Here is a 15,900-nt window from a genome sequence, read left to right as displayed (position 1 = left end):
CGGGCGGCGGTGATACACCGTGATGTTGTGACCTGGCTCACAGGGAAGTCCGGCACGACGGCTGCCGGGTTCCGAGCACCGCAGGGCACACAGCCCGGGGCCCCGTCGTGGCTCGACGGGGCCCCGGGGTGCGTGCGTCAGCTCAGTCCTCGGCGGGCAGGTTGCTGTCGGTCTGCGGCGCCTCCGTCGTGAACGAGGTCGTGTCGAAGATCGCCTCCAGCTGTGCGAAGACGTCGGCGCTCAGCGCGGTCTCACCACCGACCACCGTGATCTGCGGGGAGCTGGACCCCTGCACGAGCCGCTCGATCTCGGTCATGACCGAGGCCGGCACCATGGCGGGCCGCGACAGCGCGATGCCGGCGTCGGTGCGCCCGGCGACCGGGACGGCTGTCAGCGCGTCGGGGAACTGCTCACCGGTCGCGACGTAGACGTCACCCTCCGGCTCGAACTCCTGGAGCACCTCCGCCGCGGTCTCGTAGCGGTCGTCACCGGCGTAGCGCGTGGACGTGGCCCCGCCGATGGCCGCGGCTGCGGCCACCGTGCTGTCGGCGAGCACGTCGGTGCCCCCGGCGGCGTGGAGGTCGTCGTAGTCGAACGTCGCCAGGGCGGCGGCGGTCGGGCCGGACAGCGACGCCCCTCGGGTCAGCAGCAGCGGTGCGTTGTTGCGGGCCGCGAGCGCACTGAGCACCAGCGCGTCCGGGAAGTTCTCACCACTGGCGAGGAAGGCCTCCTCGCTGCTGTCCTGGACGATCATGCTCGCCAGCATCGCCGAGGTCTCGTAGCGGTTGTCCCCGCCGATGCGGGTGACCGTCGCTCCCGGGACCAGCGCCTCGATCTCGTCGACGACGTCGGTGGAGACCGCCGTGGTGCCACCGACCACGTAGACCTGGGTCGGGCTCAGCCGCGTCATCTCGGCGGCCGTGTCGGCCGGCAGAGCACCGGGCCGGGTGAGCAGGAGCGGACCGGCCACCTGGTCGGCCAGCGGGGTGGCCGACAGCGCGTCCGGGAACTCGGTGGACGTCGCGACGACCACCGAGTCCGCCGCGATGAAGCGCTGAGCCAGGAGTGCTGCCGTCTCGATGCGGTCGGCCCCGCCGATGCGCTCGACACCGACCTCGCAGAAGCCGTCGACGTCCTCCGGGAAGAAGGGGTCCTGGCTGAACAGGACGCTGACCGTGCTGCCCCCGGCGTCGATGTCCTCGATCACGATGCCGACGCCCGGGGCGCCGGTGCCGAAGAGGCCGGTGAAGGTGAGGAAGCTGGACACCTCCACGGTGCTGCCGACCGGCACCTCGAAGGTGCGGGAGTCCTTCAGGATGCCGTCGTCCCAGACGTTGACCTTGACGTCGTCGAACCCTCCGCCGTCGTCGGTGTCGCCGGTGTAGGTGCCGGTGACGATGTACTCGTTGCGGGCGCAGTCCTCGTTGATGAACTGCTGGCCCACGATCTCGACGTCCTCGACGTCGGCGGCCAGGGCCGGCGCGGCGACGAGCCCGGTGACCCCGAGTGCCGCGATGACGGCGACCCCTCGGCGACGGTGTCTCTGTGGCAGTGACATGGTGTGCTCCTCTGTTCCCTCGATGAACCGGGAGGAGGTCCCTCCCGGGCGGGGTGGCTCGTTCCGTGGTCTCTCACAGGACGATCCGGTGTGGCAGAGGCCGCGGGACGCGTGGTGATACGCAAAGTAGCGTGTGGGGGTGACCAAGCACCAGAGGCCCGTGCTCACCGACCCCGCACAGCTGCAGGGGGCGACGTCGGACTCGGACCCGATGGAGATCGTCGAGGCGGCGCACCGCACCGCTGCGGCCGTCGTCGGCCGTGGGCGGGCCGGTGACGACCCGCAGCTGACCGACCGTCTGGTCCGGCTCGTCGACGAGGTCGGGCTGTCGACGGTCGCCGAGATGTGGTCCGGGCGCCCGGCCCGCTCACTGCCGGGCGCGCTGTGGAGGCTCTACCTGCTGCACGAGTGGGCGCGGCGCAGCCCTCAGGAGGTGGGGAGGGCCTTCTCCGCCGGTGCCACGCACGCCGACGTCTACCGGGTCATCGCCGGGGTCGCCGAGCCGCCCAGCCCCGACGACCTGGTGGAGCTGACCCGCCGCATCCTGCAGGGGGTCTTCGACGGCGACCTGGCGGTCGCGCTGGAGCGCGCAGCGGCCTTCTGTCACGTGGTGGCGGTCGGGCTCGCGGACCCGGGGGCGGCCGGGGAGGTGCCGCGCGAGCAGGTGCAGCAGGGGGCACGGATGCAGTCCACCGCCGAGGACCTGCAGGCCTGCGCCCGCCTGTGGAGGAGTGGGGCCCTGGTGTGAGCCCGGGTTATCCTGGGTCGCACGTGCCGGGCCGCGGAAGCCCCGGGCTCCATATTTCGCCGCTACGAGCGGCCTCGCGCCGAGAGGCGCTCCCGGCCCGGCACGTGTTCATCCCCGCAGGCGGTAGCCGACGCCGCGGACGTTCTCGACGAGGTCCCGCCCACCGGCCGCCGGAGCGACGTGGTGCCGCAGCCGGGCCACCAGCCGCCTGGCCCGCTCGTCGCCGTGGTCACCGGCCAGCCCGAGCTGGGTGGCCAGCTGGTCGAGCCGGACGGGCTGCGGCCACGCTCGCGCGAGCAGGTAGAGACAGGTGAACTGCATCCCCGACAGCTGGACGCGGGTGCCGTCCTCACCGGTGACGGTGAGCCCCGCCAGGTCGATGACCACCCCGCCGACGAGGAGGCGGTCCCCGGGCCCGCCCCGCTCCAGGCGAGCCGCCCGCGACACCGCCGCGCACAGGTGCGACTCCTCCAGGGGGATGGGCACCAGGCCGGCGCAGCCCGCCTCGACCGCGCGGCCGGCGATGTCGGCCGCGCCCTCCTCGGGTGCCAGGGCCACCAGCACCGACAGGTCGTGCCGGGCCAGGATGCTCGCGGTGACCTGGGCCGGGTCGGCGCCGACGAGGTCGGTCGGCAGCACCACAGCCGCGGGGGTGTCGTCCCCGAGGGCGAGCAGCGCGGCATACACGTCCGGCACCGACCAGACCTCGAGGTCACGCGCGTGCACCCGCACCTGGACCGACCCCGCGGGCAGGCTCGGTGACTCCACCATGAGCACGCGCAACGGCCAGGCCGCCTCCGGCAGCGTCAGGCCTCCCACGGCGACCACTCAGCCGAACCGGCCCGAGATGTAGTCCTCGGTGCGCTGGTCCCTGGGGTTCTCGAAGATCTGCGAGGTCTTGTCGTACTCCACGAGCAGGCCGGTGCGGTTGCCCGTCGTCTCGTCCGGACGGGCGGTGAAGAACGCCGTGCGGTCCGAGACCCGGGCCGCCTGCTGCATGTTGTGGGTGACGATGATGATCGTGTAGTCCTCCCGCAGGTCGGTCATCAGGTCCTCGATCGCACTGGTGGCGATCGGGTCCAGGGCCGAGCACGGCTCGTCCATCAGGATGACGTCGGGCGCGGTCGCGATGGTCCGCGCGATGCACAGGCGCTGCTGCTGGCCGCCGGAGAGGCTGTAGCCCGACTCCTTGAGCTTGTCCTTCACCTCGTCCCACAGCGCCGCCTGGCGCAGGCACCGCTCGACGTGGTCGTCCATGTTGTCGACCTGCATGCCGATCACGCGCGGGCCGTAGGCGATGTTGTCGTAGATCGACTTCGGGAAGGGGTTGGGCTTCTGGAAGACCATGCCGATGCGCCGGCGCACCTCGATCGGGTCGACCTTGGGGCCGTAGATGTCGATGCCGTGGTAGTTGACCGAGCCTTCGACCCGGGCCGCGGGGATGAGGTCGTTCATCCGGTTGAGGCAGCGCAGCACCGTGCTCTTGCCGCACCCCGACGGGCCGATCAGCGCGGTGATCTCGTTCCTCCCGAAGGCCAGGTCGACGTCGTGGACGGCGTGGAAGCCGCCGTAGTAGACGTTCAGGCCCACGGTCTCCATGACCCCGGAGGGGGCGTCCGGCAGGCCCGAGCGCGGGTCGGCATGGGTGGTGGAGGGTGTGGACACGATGTCTCCCTGCGGGTCGGGGGTGGTCACGGCGCTCACCAGGTCCGGGTGAACTTGTTGCGGATCCAGATGGCGAGCGAGTTCATCACGATGAGCACGCCCATCAGGACGATGATCCCGGCGGCCGCCAGGATGCGGAACTCCTCCTGAGGGCGGGTCGCCCAGGCGAAGATCTGGGTGGGCAGGGAGGTGAAGGCGCCCTCGAAGAAGCCGTCGGGGTTGTAGGTGACGAAGACCGTGGCGCCCACCAGCAGCAGCGGCGCCGTCTCACCGATGGCGCGGGACAGGGCCAGGATGGTGCCGGTCATGATGCCGGGCACCGACGAGGGCAGCACCTGCTTCCAGATGGTCTTCCACTTCGTGGCACCCAGCGCCATCGAGGCCTCGCGGATGGAGCCGGGCACCGAGCGGATCGCCTCGCGGGTCGTCAGGATGATCGTGGGCAGCACCAGCAGCGACAGCGTGAGCGACCCGGCATACACGACGAAGCCGAGGTCGAGCGGTCCGCGGACGATGAAGGCCAGGCCCAGGATGCCGAAGACGATGGAGGGCACCGCGGCCAGGTTCTGGATGTTGAGCTCGATGAGCCGGACGTACCACTTGGTCCGGTCGGCGAACTCCTCGAGGTAGATCGCGGCGCTCACCCCCAGCGGCACCACGGTGACAGCCACTCCGACCATGAGGCGGACCGTGCCCCAGATGGCCGACTGCATCCCGGAGGTGCTGCGGTCGATCGAGGAGGGCATGTTGCGGATGAGGTTCATGTCCAGCCGGGGCAGGCCGGTGAAGAAGGCCTGGAGGACCACGGCGACGAGGGTCACGATGGCCACGGTGATGCAGAGGACGAGCACCGCCTTGAACACGGCGCCCTTCCACTGCCCACCACGGTTGCTGCCGTCGAGCTGGGCGAGCGTCACGTCACGAGCCGCCTGGGTCGCGATCTGGTTGCGGCGTGAGGTCATTCGTAGGCCTCCCGGTACCTGCGGACCAGCGCGATGCTGATCATGTTGAGCACGAGCGTGCTGACGAAGAGCAGCGAGCCGACCGCGAAGACCGTGTAGTAGGTGATGGTGCCGGTGGCGATGTCACCGGTGGAGGCCTGGGCGATGAAGGCCGTCATGGTGAGCACCGACTCGTTGGGCAGCAGGGTCAGGTTGGGGGTGGCACCGGCGGCGATGAGCACGATCATCGTCTCGCCGACCGCGCGCGAGATGCCGAGGATGAACGAGGCCACGATGCCGGAGAGCGCGGCGGGCACGACCACCTTGGTGGCGACCTGCATCCGGGTGCTGCCGATGCCGTAGGCCGCCTCCCGCAGCGAGGCCGGGACGGCGCTCATGGCGTCCTGGGAGACCGAGGCCACGGTGGGTATGATCATGATGCCCATCACCAGACCGGCGGACGCGGCCGAGAAGATCCCGGGTGGGTCTCCCAGCGCGCCGGGCAGGAAGGTCGGCCACAGCTCCCGGATGATCGGGGTGATGAAGGTGAGCGCGAAGAAGCCGTAGGCCACGGTCGGCACCCCCTCGAGGACCTCGAGGACCGGCTTGAGGATGCGCTTGGCACGCGGGCTCGCGTACTCGCTCAGGTAGATGGCTGCTCCCAGGCCGGCCGGGAGCGCGATGAGCAGCGCGTAGAAGGTGACGTTGAGCGTGCCCGCCACGATCCGGCCGACACCGAACGCGGGCGGCTGGAAGGTGGGTGCCCACTCGTCGAAGGAGAAGAACTCGCCGAGGGAGACCCGGCTGAAGAACTCCAGGGTGGGCTCGACGAGGGCGAAGACGATGCCCACCGTCACGAGGACCGAGAAGGCCGCGCAGAGGAAGAGCCAGCCGACGATGGCCTTCTCCCCCCACCGCGGGCTGCTCGCGGTCAGGTCGATCTGGTCCGGCCGGGTGCGGTCGGTCGGGGGCGCTGCGGTGCTCATGTGCCCTCCCGGTCCTCGTGCGGTGGATGGTGCATCGGTGTCGGTCAGTTGCCGGCCAGCTCGGCGACCGTGGCCAGCGACTCTTCCTTCTGCTCGTCCGTCAGCGGGATGAAGGTCGCGGCCTCGGCGATCGCGTCGCCGTTGTCGATGTAGAACTCGAGGAACGCCACGACCTCCTCGCGCTGCAGGGCGTCGGCCGAGGGGTAGATGTACAGCTGGCGACCCAGCGGGTTGTAGTCGCCGGCCTGCACGGTGTCGTTGTCCGGGGCGACGCACTCGCCGGCCTCGTTCTCGACCTGGATGGCCTTGACCTGGTCGCCGGCCTCGATCACGTAGGAGAGCGGGATGAAGGCCATGGCCCCCGCGTCGCCGGAGACGCCGGTGACGGCGGCGTTGTCGTCCTCGCCGATGTTGTTGTAGTCGGTGCGGATGACGCCCTCCTCACCGTTGATGGCCTCGGTGAAGTAGTCGAAGGTGCCGGAGTCGCTGCCCGGGCCGTAGAGGGTGAGCGCCTGGTCGGGGAAGTCGGGGTTGATCTCCGACCAGTTGGCCACCGAGGAGTCGCGCGTCCAGGCGGACGAGAGCTCGTCGACGGTGAGGCACTCGGCCCAGTCGTTCTCCGGGTTGACCACGACCGCGATGCCGTCGTTGGCGACGTTGACCTGCTCGTACTCGATGCCGGCCTCGCCGCACGCCTCGACCTCCTCCTCGGAGATCTCGCGCGAGGCGTTGGAGATGTCGGTCTCGCCGTTGCAGAACTTCTCGAAGCCGCCACCGGTGCCGGAGGTGCCGACCGAGACGCGCACGTCGGGGTTCTCCTCCATGAAGAGCTCGCCGGCCGGCTCGCTCAGCGGGGCGACGGTGGAGGAGCCGTCGATGGTGATGGTGCCGCTGAGGGCGCCGCCCTCCATGTCGTCACCGCCGGCGTCCTCCTCCGCGGCGGCCTCGCCGCCGTTGTCGGCGGCGCTGTCGTCGGTGTCGTCGCTGCCGCACGCAGCCAGCACGGCCATGAGGGCCACGGCGGAGGCGCCGGCAAGAGTCTTGTGTCGAAGGGACACGAGTCTTCCTTTCGTCAGGGGTGCGGGCACTGAGGCTCCGCTGCCGGCCGCTGCGACCAGCAGTCACAGACAAGCCCTCCCAGGTGACGCCGACGTGAACGGACCGTGGCGCCCTGTCATCGAAAGGTCGACCATCTGACGAGGTCACGGCGCTGCGGCGGGTCGACTGTGACCGTCTCCACAGCGCGGCACCGTGGTGTTACCGCGCAGTTCACCTGTCATTCACGTAGCACGACTATGAATGACGTGCTGCGGCTCCGGCGTGCCATCGGTGCCGGCCGCACGCGTCCGACAGGCCACCGTCCCCCCACCCCGAGAGGTCCCTGCCCGTGAAGGTGCTGCGTCCCGGAGCCGCCGGCATGCTGCTGGTGGCCGCGCTGGCCCTGGCCGCCTGCGGTGACGACAACCCCACGGGTGCCTTCGAGGGTGACGACTACGAGGTGACCGACGCGGGCCCGCTGGCCGACCCTCAGCTCTCCGGCACGCTGAGCGCCTCCGGCTCCAGCGCCCAGGAGTCGGCGCAGACCGCCTGGATCGCCGGCTACCGCGGCGTGCAGCCCGACGTGCGCCTCATCTACGACGCGATCGGCTCCGGCGGCGGCCGGGAGAACCTCATCTCCGGTGCCTCGCCGGTGGTGGGCTCCGACGCCTACCTGGACGAGGAGGAGCGCGAGCGGGTCACCGACGTGTGCGGGGACGGCGGGGCACTGCACGTGCCGGTCTACATCGCGCCCATCGCCATCCCCTACAACCTGCCCGGTGTGGAGCAGCTCAACCTCTCCCCGGAGGTCCTGGCCCGGGTCTTCTCCCGCGAGATCGAGACGTGGGACGACCCGGCCATCGCCGAGATCAACCCCGGTGCCGACCTGCCGTCGACCGAGATCACCGTCGTCAACCGGTCGGACGACTCCGGCACGACCGAGAACTTCCTGGAGTACCTGCACGTCGTCGGCGGTGACGCCTGGCCCTACGAGCCCGACGCCGCGTGGCCGGTGGCCGGCGGCGAGTCCGCCGCGCAGACCACCGGGGTCATGCAGGTCACCGGCAGCACCGTCGGCGCCATCACCTACACCGACGCCTCGGCCGTGGGCACGCTGCCGACGGCCGCGGTCGGCGTCGGCGGCGACTTCGTCGACTACACCCCGGAGGCCGCCGCGGCCGTCGTGGACGCCTCGACCCCGGTCGACACCGGCGTCGAGGGCGACCTGGCGCTGGAGCTGGCCCGGGACACCACGGAGGAGGGCACCTACCCCATCGTGCTCGTCTCCTACCTCATCGCGTGCTCGGCCTACGACGACGCGCAGACCGCCGACCTGGTGACCAACTACCTGCGCTACGTCATCAGCGAGCAGGGACAGCAGGCCGCCGCGGACGCCGCCGGCTCCGCCCCCATCTCGCAGACCCTGCGCGAGGCGGCGACCACGACCATCGACTCCATCCAGGGCGGGTGAGCCACATGAGCACGACTCCTCCCAGCGCCCGGACGCCGGCCGCGGTGCCGGCCCCGGCGCCGGACCGCAGCCCGCGCCGCGGCCAGGTCCGCCGACCCGGGGACCTCGTCTTCTCCGGGGCCTCGCTGGCCTCCGGGCTGCTCATCATGGCCATCCTGGCCGGGGTGGCCACCTTCCTCCTCGTGCAGTCGCTGCCGGTCCTGACCGCCGACCCCGGTGAGGTCACCGGCGAGGCCGGCTTCGCCGCATACGTGCTGCCGCTCATCGTCGGCACGGTGCTGGCCTCCGTGCTGGCGATGGCCATGGCCACCCCGGTCGCGGTGGGGATCGCGCTGTTCGTCTCGCACTACGCGCCGCGTCGCCTGGGAGCCTCGATCGGCTTCGTCATCGACCTGCTGGCCGCCGTGCCCAGCGTCGTCTTCGGCATGTGGGGCTGGCAGGTGCTCGCCCCCCGGCTCGTGCCGGCCTTCGCCTGGCTCGAGGCCAACCTGGGCTGGGTGCCCCTCTTCGCGGAGGGCTCCAACACCGGCCGCACCATCGCCACCGCCTCCCTCGTGCTGGCGGTGATGATCCTGCCGATCATCACCGCGGTCTCCCGCGAGGTGTTCCTGCAGACCCCCCGCCTGCACGAGGAGGCTGCCCTGGCGCTCGGCGCCACGAAGTGGGAGATGATCCGCACCGCTGTGCTGCCCTTCGGCAAGCCCGGGGTGATCGGCGGCACGATGCTCGGCCTGGGCAGGGCGCTCGGCGAGACGATGGCCGTCGCGATCATCCTGTCGACCGGCGGCTTCACCTGGAACATCATCGGACCCGGGAACTCCACCATCCCGGCCGAGATCGCGCTCAACTTCCCGGAGGCGGCCGGGCTGCGGCTGTCGGAGCTCATCGCCGCCGGGCTGGTGCTCTTCGTCATCACCCTCGTCGTCAACCTGGTCGCGCGCTACATCGTGGAGAAGCGCTCCGAGTTCTCGGGAGCCAACTGATGGCCATCCAGACCCAGCACACGGGCAGCGACGTCACGCCCCCGCCGCGCAAGCGCGGACCCATGGAGGGCATCGAGCTGTCCACGGTCCGTCCCGCCGGCGACCGCATCGGGTATGCCGTGCTGCTCGGCGCGCTCGCACTGGCCGCCACGCTGTGGCTGGCCGGAGGGCTCAACGTGGTCCTGGCCGCGGTGGTGGGCTTCCTGGTCTACCTCGCCGGGGTGTACACGGCATACCGCGTGGTGGGCGGCCGCCGGGTCGCGACCGACCACGTCATGCGCGGTCTCGTCTACGGCGCGTTCATCCTGGCGGTGCTCCCGCTCGTGTCGCTGCTGTGGACCGTCGTCGGCCAGGGGATCCCGCGCGCCTTCCACCCCGACTTCCTGCTGCAGACGATGAACGGTGTCACCGGCGTCCAGGACGAGGCCACCATGCAGGAGGGCGCGCCGATGGTCGGTGGTGCCTACCACGCCGTCGTCGGCACGCTCGTCATCACCGGGATCGCGACCGTGCTCTCCGTGCCCATCGGTCTGTTCACGGCGATCTACCTCGTGGAGTACAGCAACAAGAACGCGCTGTCCCACGTCATCCGGTTCCTCGTCGACGTCATGACCGGCATCCCCTCCATCGTCGCCGGCCTGTTCGCCTTCGCCCTGTGGGCGATGGTCTTCGGCATCGGCACCAAGGACGCCCTGGCCGGGGCCGTCGCCCTCAGCGTGCTGATGATCCCGACGGTCGTGCGCAGCAGCGAGGAGATGCTGCGCATCGTGCCCAACGACCTGCGCGAGGCCTCGCTGGCGCTCGGCGTGCCGAAGTGGCGCACGGTGGCCAAGGTGGTGCTGCCCACGGCCGCCTCGGGGCTGGCCTCGGGTGTCACGCTGGCCATCGCCCGCGTCATCGGCGAGACCGCCCCGCTGCTGGTCGCGGTCGGCTACGCCCGTGGTCTCAACCTCAACCCCGTCGAGGGGCCGATGAACTCCCTGGCGGTCTACGCCTACTACATGTTCACCCGGCCGCTGAACCCCGGATTCCGCGACCCGAGCCTGGAGCGGGCCTGGGCGGCCGCCCTGCTGCTCGTGCTGCTCGTCGTGGCCCTCAACCTCACCGCCCGGCTGATCGCGAAGCTCTTCGCCCCCAAGACCGGCCGCTGACCCCGCACCCCTGGAGCGACTGCAGACATGTCCAAGCGCATCGACGTCAACGACCTCAACATCTTCTACGGCAAGTTCCACGCCGTGCAGAACGTCTCGATGACCATCGAGCCGAAGTCGGTCACCGCCTTCATCGGCCCCTCCGGCTGCGGCAAGTCGACCTTCCTGCGCACCCTCAACCGCATGCACGAGGTCATCCCCGGGGGCCGCGTGGAGGGTGAGGTGCTCATGGACGGCCGCGACCTCTACAGCAAGGAGGTCGACCCGGTCGACGTCCGCCGCGAGGTCGGCATGGTCTTCCAGCGGCCCAACCCGTTCCCGACGATGTCGATCAAGGAGAACGTGCTGGCCGGTGTGCGGCTCAACAGCCGGCGCATGTCGCACTCTGCCGCCGACGAGCTGGCCGAGCGGGCCCTGCGCGACGCCAACCTGTGGAACGAGGTCAAGGACCGTCTCGACAAGCCGGGCTCGGGCCTGTCCGGAGGGCAGCAGCAGCGGCTGTGCATCGCCCGGGCCATCGCGGTGCAGCCCGAGGTGATCCTGATGGACGAGCCCTGCTCGGCGCTGGACCCGATCTCCACGCTGGCGATCGAGGACCTCATCGAGCAGCTCAAGGAGGACTACACCGTCGTCATCGTCACGCACAACATGCAACAGGCGGCGCGGGTCTCCGACCGGACCGGGTTCTTCAACCTCGAGGCCACCGGCAGACCGGGCCGGCTGGTCGAGATGGACGACACCCAGAAGATCTTCAACAACCCCGCGCAGCAGTCCACGGAAGACTACATCTCCGGCCGCTTCGGCTGACCCCGTGCCCGGGGTTGTGCATCCCGACCTGCGCGTTGCCAGGGATTTCCCGGCCACATCTGCGGGTTGCCAGGGATTTCCCGGCCACATCTGCGGGTTGCCAGGGAGATTCCGGACCGGTCGCCCCCCTGTCCCAGGTCCTGTGCGCGCCGACGCGAGCCTGGAGGTCGGGCATCGAGGCCCTCACGGTGTGGACCAGAACCCCTAGCAACGTAGGGGAAGGCACGGGATTTCCCTGGCAACGGGGAGGGAGGCACGGGATTTCCCTGGCAACGGGGTTGGGAGGGTCAGCGGGGGATGCGGTGGCGGTGCACGGCGACGATGCGGGCGGTCGGACCACGGCCCAGCACGGTGCAGGCCAGCACCTCGCCCTTGTCCATGTTGGTGGACGTCATCCGCTGCAGCGACCGCGCCAGCGCGGGGCCGTCGGCGCGGGCCTTGAGGTCGTCGAGCACCTCGGTGAGCACCGGGCCGTGCGTGCAGATCGCGATGGTGCGGCCACGCTCGAAGGCCAGCCGTAGGTGCTTGTGCACCTTGTCCGGCGCGGCCTCGTGGCCCTCCTCGGAGAGCCCGCGCTTGGTCCGCAGCGGCACGACGGCGTGCTGCGCGAAGGGCGCCACGGTGTCGTGACAGCGGGTGGACGTGGAGCTGAGCACCTGCTCCGGTGCGTATGCCGTGAGGATCGGGACGATCCTGTCGGCACGGCGCTTGCCCACCGTGGTGAGCGGGCGCAGCGGGTCCGGCTTGTGCCAGTCCTTGCGGGCCATCGCCTTGGCGTGCCGCACGACCAGCAGGGTCCAGGTGTCGAGACGTCCGGCGAGGTCGAGCCCCACGATCGTCTCCAGCTGCTCCAGGTCGCGGGGGTAGGTCAGCCGCTGGCGCGCCTTGGTCGGGGAGAGCCAGGCGACCTTGTCGATCTCGTGCTCGAGCCGGCCGTGGCCGCCGACGACCGTGGCGGCCCAGTACTCCACCCGCTTGATGACGTCGCGGTCGCCGGACTTCGGCAGCGGGTAGATGGAGGTGGGCAGCGGCACCCCGAGCCGCACGACCAGCCCGGTCTCCTCCAGCGCCTCCCGGGCCGCCGCCGCGGCGACGTCCTCCCCGCGGTCGAGCTTGCCCTTGGCCCACGCCCAGTCGTCGTAGCCCGGCCGGTGCACCATCGCGACCTGGAGCTTTCGCTTCTTGCGCCGCCAGATGACCACGCCGGAGGCGCGGACGACGAGTGCCCCCGGCCGGACGGCCCGGGCCACAGGGGCGGGGACCTCCAGGGGCTCGGCGCTCACCGGCGCCTCCCCGGGCGGCGGCGCGCGGCATACCTCTCGATCAGCTCCGTCTGCAGGTCCGGCAGCGGCATCCCGTCGTCGCCGAGGTGATGGCGGGTCCACTGCCCGTCAGAGCCGAGGTGCCAGCTGCCGATGTCGTCGCTCATCCCGCGGTCCATCAGCTTGACGATGTGCCGCACCTGGTCCTTGTCGGCGATCGAGGCGAGCGCCTCGACCCGGCGGTCGAGGTTGCGGTGCATCATGTCGGCCGAGCCGATGAAGACTCCGGACTCGCCCTGCGCCCCGAAGGCGAAGATCCTGGAGTGCTCCAGGAAGCGCCCCAGCACCGAGCGCACGGTGATCGTCTCGGACAGCCCGGGCACCCCGGGACGCAGCGCACAGATGCCACGCACCCAGATGTCCACCCGGGCCCCGGCGCGCGAGGCACGGTAGAGCGCGTCGATGACCTGCTCGTCGACGATGGAGTTGAGCTTGAGCCGGACGACGCCCTCGCTGCCCCGCGCGGCCTCGGCGTCGATGAGGGCGATGAGCTCGCTGCGCACCGACCTCGGGGCGACGAGCAGCCGCTTGAACTTGGCCTTCGGTGCCATGCCGGACAGCTGGTTGAACAGCCGGGTGAGGTCTTCGCCGATCGTCTCGTCGCAGGTCAGCAGCCCCAGGTCCTCGTAGAGCCGTGCGGTCTTGGGGTTGTAGTTGCCGGTGCCGATGTGGCAGTAGCGTCGCAGCCCGCCGGCCTCCTCCCGCACGACCAGCGCGAGCTTGGCGTGGGTCTTCAGCCCCACCATGCCGTAGACGACGTGGACCCCGGCCTCCTCGAGCTTGCGGGCCCAGGTGATGTTGTTCTCCTCGTCGAAGCGCGCCTTGATCTCGACGACGGCGAGCACCTGCTTGCCGACGGCTGCGGCCTCGATGAGGGCGTCGATGACGGGGGAGTCACCGCTGGTGCGGTAGAGCGTCTGCTTGATCGCCAGGACGTGCGGGTCGGCGGCGGCCTGCTCGATGAAGGCCTGCACCGAGGTGCTGAACGAGTCGTAGGGGTGGTGCAGCAGGATGTCGCGCTGGCGCATGGCGCCCAGCACGTCGCTGGGCTGCGAGCTCTCGACCGGCGCCAGGTCGGGGTGCGTCTTCGGCACGAAGTTGGGGTAGCGCAGCTCGGTGCGGTCGAGGTCGGCCAGCGTATGCAGCGAGGTCAGGTCGAGCGGGGCCGGCAGCCGGTAGACCTCGCCGGGGCTGACCCGCAGCTCGCGGGTCAGCAGGTCGAGCACGTGGTCGTCCATGTCCTCGACCACCTCCAGGCGCACCGGCGGACCGAAGCGCCGCCGGGTGAGCTCCCGCTCGAGGGCGGTCAGCAGGTTCTCCGCGTCGTCCTCCTCGACCTCCAGGTCCTCGTTGCGGGTGACCCGGAAGGTGAAGGTCTCCTGGACGTCCATGCCGGTGAAGAGCTGGTCGAGATGAGCCGCGATGATCTGCTCCAGGAGCACGAACCGGTCGGAGTAGAGCCCGTCAGAGGTCGACAGCCGCACGAAGCGCGGCAGCAGTGGTGGCACCTTGACCCGGGCGAAGTGCTCGCGGCCGGTGCGCGGGTTGGTGAGGATCACCGCGAGGTTGAGCGACAGGCCGGAGATGTAGGGGAAGGGGTGCGCGGGGTCGACCGCCAGGGGCGTCAGCACCGGGTAGACCGTGCTGCGGAACATCTCCCCGAGCTCCTCGCGCTCCTTGTCGCCCAGCTCGTCCCAGGAGAAGATCGTGATCCCCTCGTCGGCCAGCGCGGGGGCAACCGTGTCGGCGAGCAGCTGCGCGTGCCGGGACATGAGGTGGTGGGCTCCCAGCGAGATCTCCTCCAGCACCTCGCGAGGCTCCAGCCCGGCCGCCGAGCGGCCCGCGATGCCGGTGGCGATGCGGCGCTTGAGACCGGCGACCCGCACCATGAAGAACTCGTCGAGGTTGCCGGCGAAGATCGCCAGGAAGCGGGTGCGCTCCAGCAGCGGCAGGTCGGGGTCGGCGGCCAGCTGCAGCACCCGCTCGTTGAACTGCAGCCAGGAGACCTCACGGTCGAGGAAGCGACCCTCCGGCAGCTCGTCGGACGGGGCCTCCTCGCCCTCGGGCTCCAGGCGGATGAAGCGGCCGTTGGCGCCACGAGGGTGCTGGGCGCGGATCTGCGGCAGCGGGACGACGCTGTTGGTCTCCACGACCTCCGGCACCGTCGACTCCGGCAGTGGCGTCCCGTCGGCGGTCCCGGTGGACGTCTGTGGGCTGCTCATGCCGCCCATCCTGCCACCGCAGCGGCCCTGGGTGTCAGGCCCCGGCCCGCATCCGTGCCTCAGGACCGCGCGGCATACATGACGTCCACGGCCGAGCGCTCGAAGCCCAGGCGGTGGTAGGTCGCGATGGCGGGTGCGTTGTCGCCGTCGACGTAGAGCGTGGCGTTCTGCAGGCCGCAGGCCCGCAGGTGGCGCAGCCCCAGCACCGTGGCCACGCGACCCAGGCCCTGACCCTGGTAGTCGGGGTCGACCCCGACGACGTAGACCTCGCCGGCGGCCTGGTGGGTCGACCCGGGCTCGGCCGGCTCGATCTTGGTCCAGTGGAAGGCGGCCAGGCGTGCCGGGCCGTCCCGCAGGTCCTCGATCAGCAGGAAGCCGTGCGGGTCGAACCACGGCTCGCCCAGCCGGTCCTGCAGGTCCGACAGCGTCATCCGGCCCTGCTCGGCGTGCGCGGCGAAGGCGCGTGCGTTGACCGCGAGCCATGCCTGCTCGTCCCGCCCCACCTCGAACGAGCGCACGGCGAAGCCCTCGGGCACGTCGACCTCCGGCAGGTCCGACCACTCGCCCTGCAGGGGGCGCGACATCTGCCACAGCTCGCGGACGACCTGCATGCCGAGCTTGTCGGCGAGGGCCTGCGCGGCCGGCAGATGGCCGTGCGACCAGGCCCGGCACCCCGGCCACCGCTGCGCGATCTCCTGGACCAGCAGGGTGGCCACGCCCTCCCGCCGGTGGTCCGGGTGGACGACGAGCTCGATGGTGGCCGGCTCCGTGCCGTGGTCGGCATGCGCGTAGCCCAGCACCTTGGCGTTGATCTCCCCGGGCCGGTCCACGACGACCAGGTGGGTGGTGTCGGCGACCGGCTCCGGGCGCTCGGCCAGGCGGCGCACGTCGATGACGGTCTGCTCGGACAGTGGCTTGACGCCGTCGTGGGTGGAGGCCCGGACGGACAGGGCCAGCACGTCGGCCCCCTGTCGGGCCGGCAGGGTGTGCGTGATCGTGACGTCCATC

General features: G+C 70.8%; 14 protein-coding genes. 5 read left to right on the top strand and 9 right to left on the bottom strand.

The features are described from left to right. Positions 1 to 142: 142 nt before the first annotated feature. Positions 143 to 1,558 carry a cell wall-binding repeat-containing protein gene (locus tag LVO85_RS10875; protein WP_232747504.1) on the bottom strand — a complete coding sequence of 472 codons (1,416 nt, stop codon included), beginning with the start codon at positions 1,556 to 1,558 and terminating at the stop codon, positions 143 to 145. Positions 1,559 to 1,697: 139 nt separating this feature from the next. Here LVO85_RS10875 and LVO85_RS10870 point away from each other — a divergent pair, with 139 nt between their 5' ends. Further along, complete coding sequence (locus LVO85_RS10870) at positions 1,698 to 2,306, top strand: hypothetical protein (RefSeq protein WP_232747503.1); 609 nt, start codon at positions 1,698 to 1,700, stop codon at positions 2,304 to 2,306. 108 nt (positions 2,307 to 2,414) lie between these two features. Here LVO85_RS10870 and LVO85_RS10865 read toward each other — a convergent pair whose 3' ends face one another. The 5 genes from LVO85_RS10865 to LVO85_RS10845 form a co-directional block, all read right to left on the bottom strand. Beyond that, positions 2,415 to 3,125: a winged helix-turn-helix domain-containing protein gene (locus LVO85_RS10865; RefSeq protein WP_232747502.1), complete on the bottom strand. Its 711-nt coding sequence runs from the start codon at positions 3,123 to 3,125 to the stop codon at positions 2,415 to 2,417. 9 nt (positions 3,126 to 3,134) lie between these two features. Continuing rightward, entirely contained in the window at positions 3,135 to 3,905 is a 771-nt protein-coding gene (gene pstB, locus LVO85_RS10860; protein ID WP_232747710.1) for a phosphate ABC transporter ATP-binding protein PstB, read from the bottom strand. 101 nt (positions 3,906 to 4,006) lie between these two features. Next, a complete protein-coding gene (pstA, locus tag LVO85_RS10855) occupies positions 4,007 to 4,933 on the bottom strand; it encodes a phosphate ABC transporter permease PstA (protein WP_232747501.1) in 927 nt (308 codons plus the stop codon). Then, the gene (gene pstC / locus LVO85_RS10850; RefSeq protein ID WP_232747500.1) at positions 4,930 to 5,898 is read right to left on the bottom strand and encodes a phosphate ABC transporter permease subunit PstC; all 969 of its coding nucleotides are present in this window, start codon (positions 5,896 to 5,898) and stop codon (positions 4,930 to 4,932) included. The genes pstA (LVO85_RS10855) and pstC (LVO85_RS10850) overlap by 4 nt, the downstream gene beginning before the upstream one ends. A 44-nt stretch (positions 5,899 to 5,942) precedes the next feature. Further along, positions 5,943 to 6,956 (bottom strand): PstS family phosphate ABC transporter substrate-binding protein, encoded by a 1,014-nt coding sequence (locus LVO85_RS10845; protein WP_232747499.1) that lies wholly within the window; start codon positions 6,954 to 6,956, stop codon positions 5,943 to 5,945. 329 nt (positions 6,957 to 7,285) lie between these two features. On the opposite strand from LVO85_RS10845, the gene LVO85_RS10840 reads away from it, so the two are divergent. From LVO85_RS10840 to pstB (LVO85_RS10825), 4 genes are read left to right on the top strand one after another with little or no spacing between them, the layout of a single operon-like run. Further along, positions 7,286 to 8,407 carry a phosphate ABC transporter substrate-binding protein PstS gene (locus LVO85_RS10840; protein ID WP_232747498.1) on the top strand — a complete coding sequence of 374 codons (1,122 nt, stop codon included), beginning with the start codon at positions 7,286 to 7,288 and terminating at the stop codon, positions 8,405 to 8,407. A gap of 5 nt (positions 8,408 to 8,412) precedes the next feature. Then, positions 8,413 to 9,390 carry a phosphate ABC transporter permease subunit PstC gene (pstC, locus tag LVO85_RS10835; protein ID WP_269813335.1) on the top strand — a complete coding sequence of 326 codons (978 nt, stop codon included), beginning with the start codon at positions 8,413 to 8,415 and terminating at the stop codon, positions 9,388 to 9,390. After that, entirely contained in the window at positions 9,390 to 10,541 is a 1,152-nt protein-coding gene (gene pstA, locus LVO85_RS10830) for a phosphate ABC transporter permease PstA (protein ID WP_232747497.1), read from the top strand. Before pstC (LVO85_RS10835) ends, pstA (LVO85_RS10830) begins: the two co-directional genes overlap by 1 nt. A 27-nt stretch (positions 10,542 to 10,568) precedes the next feature. Further along, entirely contained in the window at positions 10,569 to 11,348 is a 780-nt protein-coding gene (gene pstB / locus LVO85_RS10825) for a phosphate ABC transporter ATP-binding protein PstB (protein ID WP_232747496.1), read from the top strand. 287 nt (positions 11,349 to 11,635) lie between these two features. Here the strand turns inward: pstB (LVO85_RS10825) and LVO85_RS10820 are convergent, their stop codons facing one another. From LVO85_RS10820 to mshD, 3 genes are read right to left on the bottom strand one after another with little or no spacing between them, the layout of a single operon-like run. Further along, positions 11,636 to 12,631 carry an NUDIX hydrolase gene (locus tag LVO85_RS10820; RefSeq protein ID WP_232747495.1) on the bottom strand — a complete coding sequence of 332 codons (996 nt, stop codon included), beginning with the start codon at positions 12,629 to 12,631 and terminating at the stop codon, positions 11,636 to 11,638. After that, entirely contained in the window at positions 12,628 to 14,892 is a 2,265-nt protein-coding gene (locus tag LVO85_RS10815) for an RNA degradosome polyphosphate kinase (RefSeq protein ID WP_232747494.1), read from the bottom strand. The genes LVO85_RS10820 and LVO85_RS10815 overlap by 4 nt, the downstream gene beginning before the upstream one ends. Before the next feature lie 59 nt (positions 14,893 to 14,951). Next, positions 14,952 to 15,899: a mycothiol synthase gene (gene mshD / locus LVO85_RS10810; RefSeq protein ID WP_232747493.1), complete on the bottom strand. Its 948-nt coding sequence runs from the start codon at positions 15,897 to 15,899 to the stop codon at positions 14,952 to 14,954. Between the last annotated feature and the right edge of the window lies 1 nt (position 15,900).

Origin of the sequence: Ornithinimicrobium sediminis, from assembly GCF_021272345.1 — a bacterium.
Classification (GTDB): domain Bacteria; phylum Actinomycetota; class Actinomycetes; order Actinomycetales; family Dermatophilaceae; genus Ornithinicoccus; species Ornithinicoccus sediminis_B.
This window is presented reverse-complemented; position numbering and strand designations above follow the sequence as displayed.

Excerpts from the sequence above, each read along its gene's own strand:
- LVO85_RS10875 (WP_232747504.1), bottom strand. The coding sequence starts at position 1,558 with ATGTCACTGCCACAGAGACACCGTCGCCGAGGGGTCGCCGTCATCGCG.
- pstB (WP_232747710.1), bottom strand. The coding sequence starts at position 3,905 with ATGGAGACCGTGGGCCTGAACGTCTACTACGGCGGCTTCCACGCCGTC.
- pstA (WP_232747501.1), bottom strand. The coding sequence starts at position 4,933 with ATGACCTCACGCCGCAACCAGATCGCGACCCAGGCGGCTCGTGACGTG.
- pstC (WP_232747500.1), bottom strand. The coding sequence starts at position 5,898 with ATGAGCACCGCAGCGCCCCCGACCGACCGCACCCGGCCGGACCAGATC.
- pstC (WP_269813335.1), top strand. The coding sequence starts at position 8,413 with ATGAGCACGACTCCTCCCAGCGCCCGGACGCCGGCCGCGGTGCCGGCC.
- pstA (WP_232747497.1), top strand. The coding sequence starts at position 9,390 with ATGGCCATCCAGACCCAGCACACGGGCAGCGACGTCACGCCCCCGCCG.
- pstB (WP_232747496.1), top strand. The coding sequence starts at position 10,569 with ATGTCCAAGCGCATCGACGTCAACGACCTCAACATCTTCTACGGCAAG.
- LVO85_RS10815 (WP_232747494.1), bottom strand. The coding sequence starts at position 14,892 with ATGAGCAGCCCACAGACGTCCACCGGGACCGCCGACGGGACGCCACTG.
- mshD (WP_232747493.1), bottom strand. The coding sequence starts at position 15,899 with ATGGACGTCACGATCACGCACACCCTGCCGGCCCGACAGGGGGCCGAC.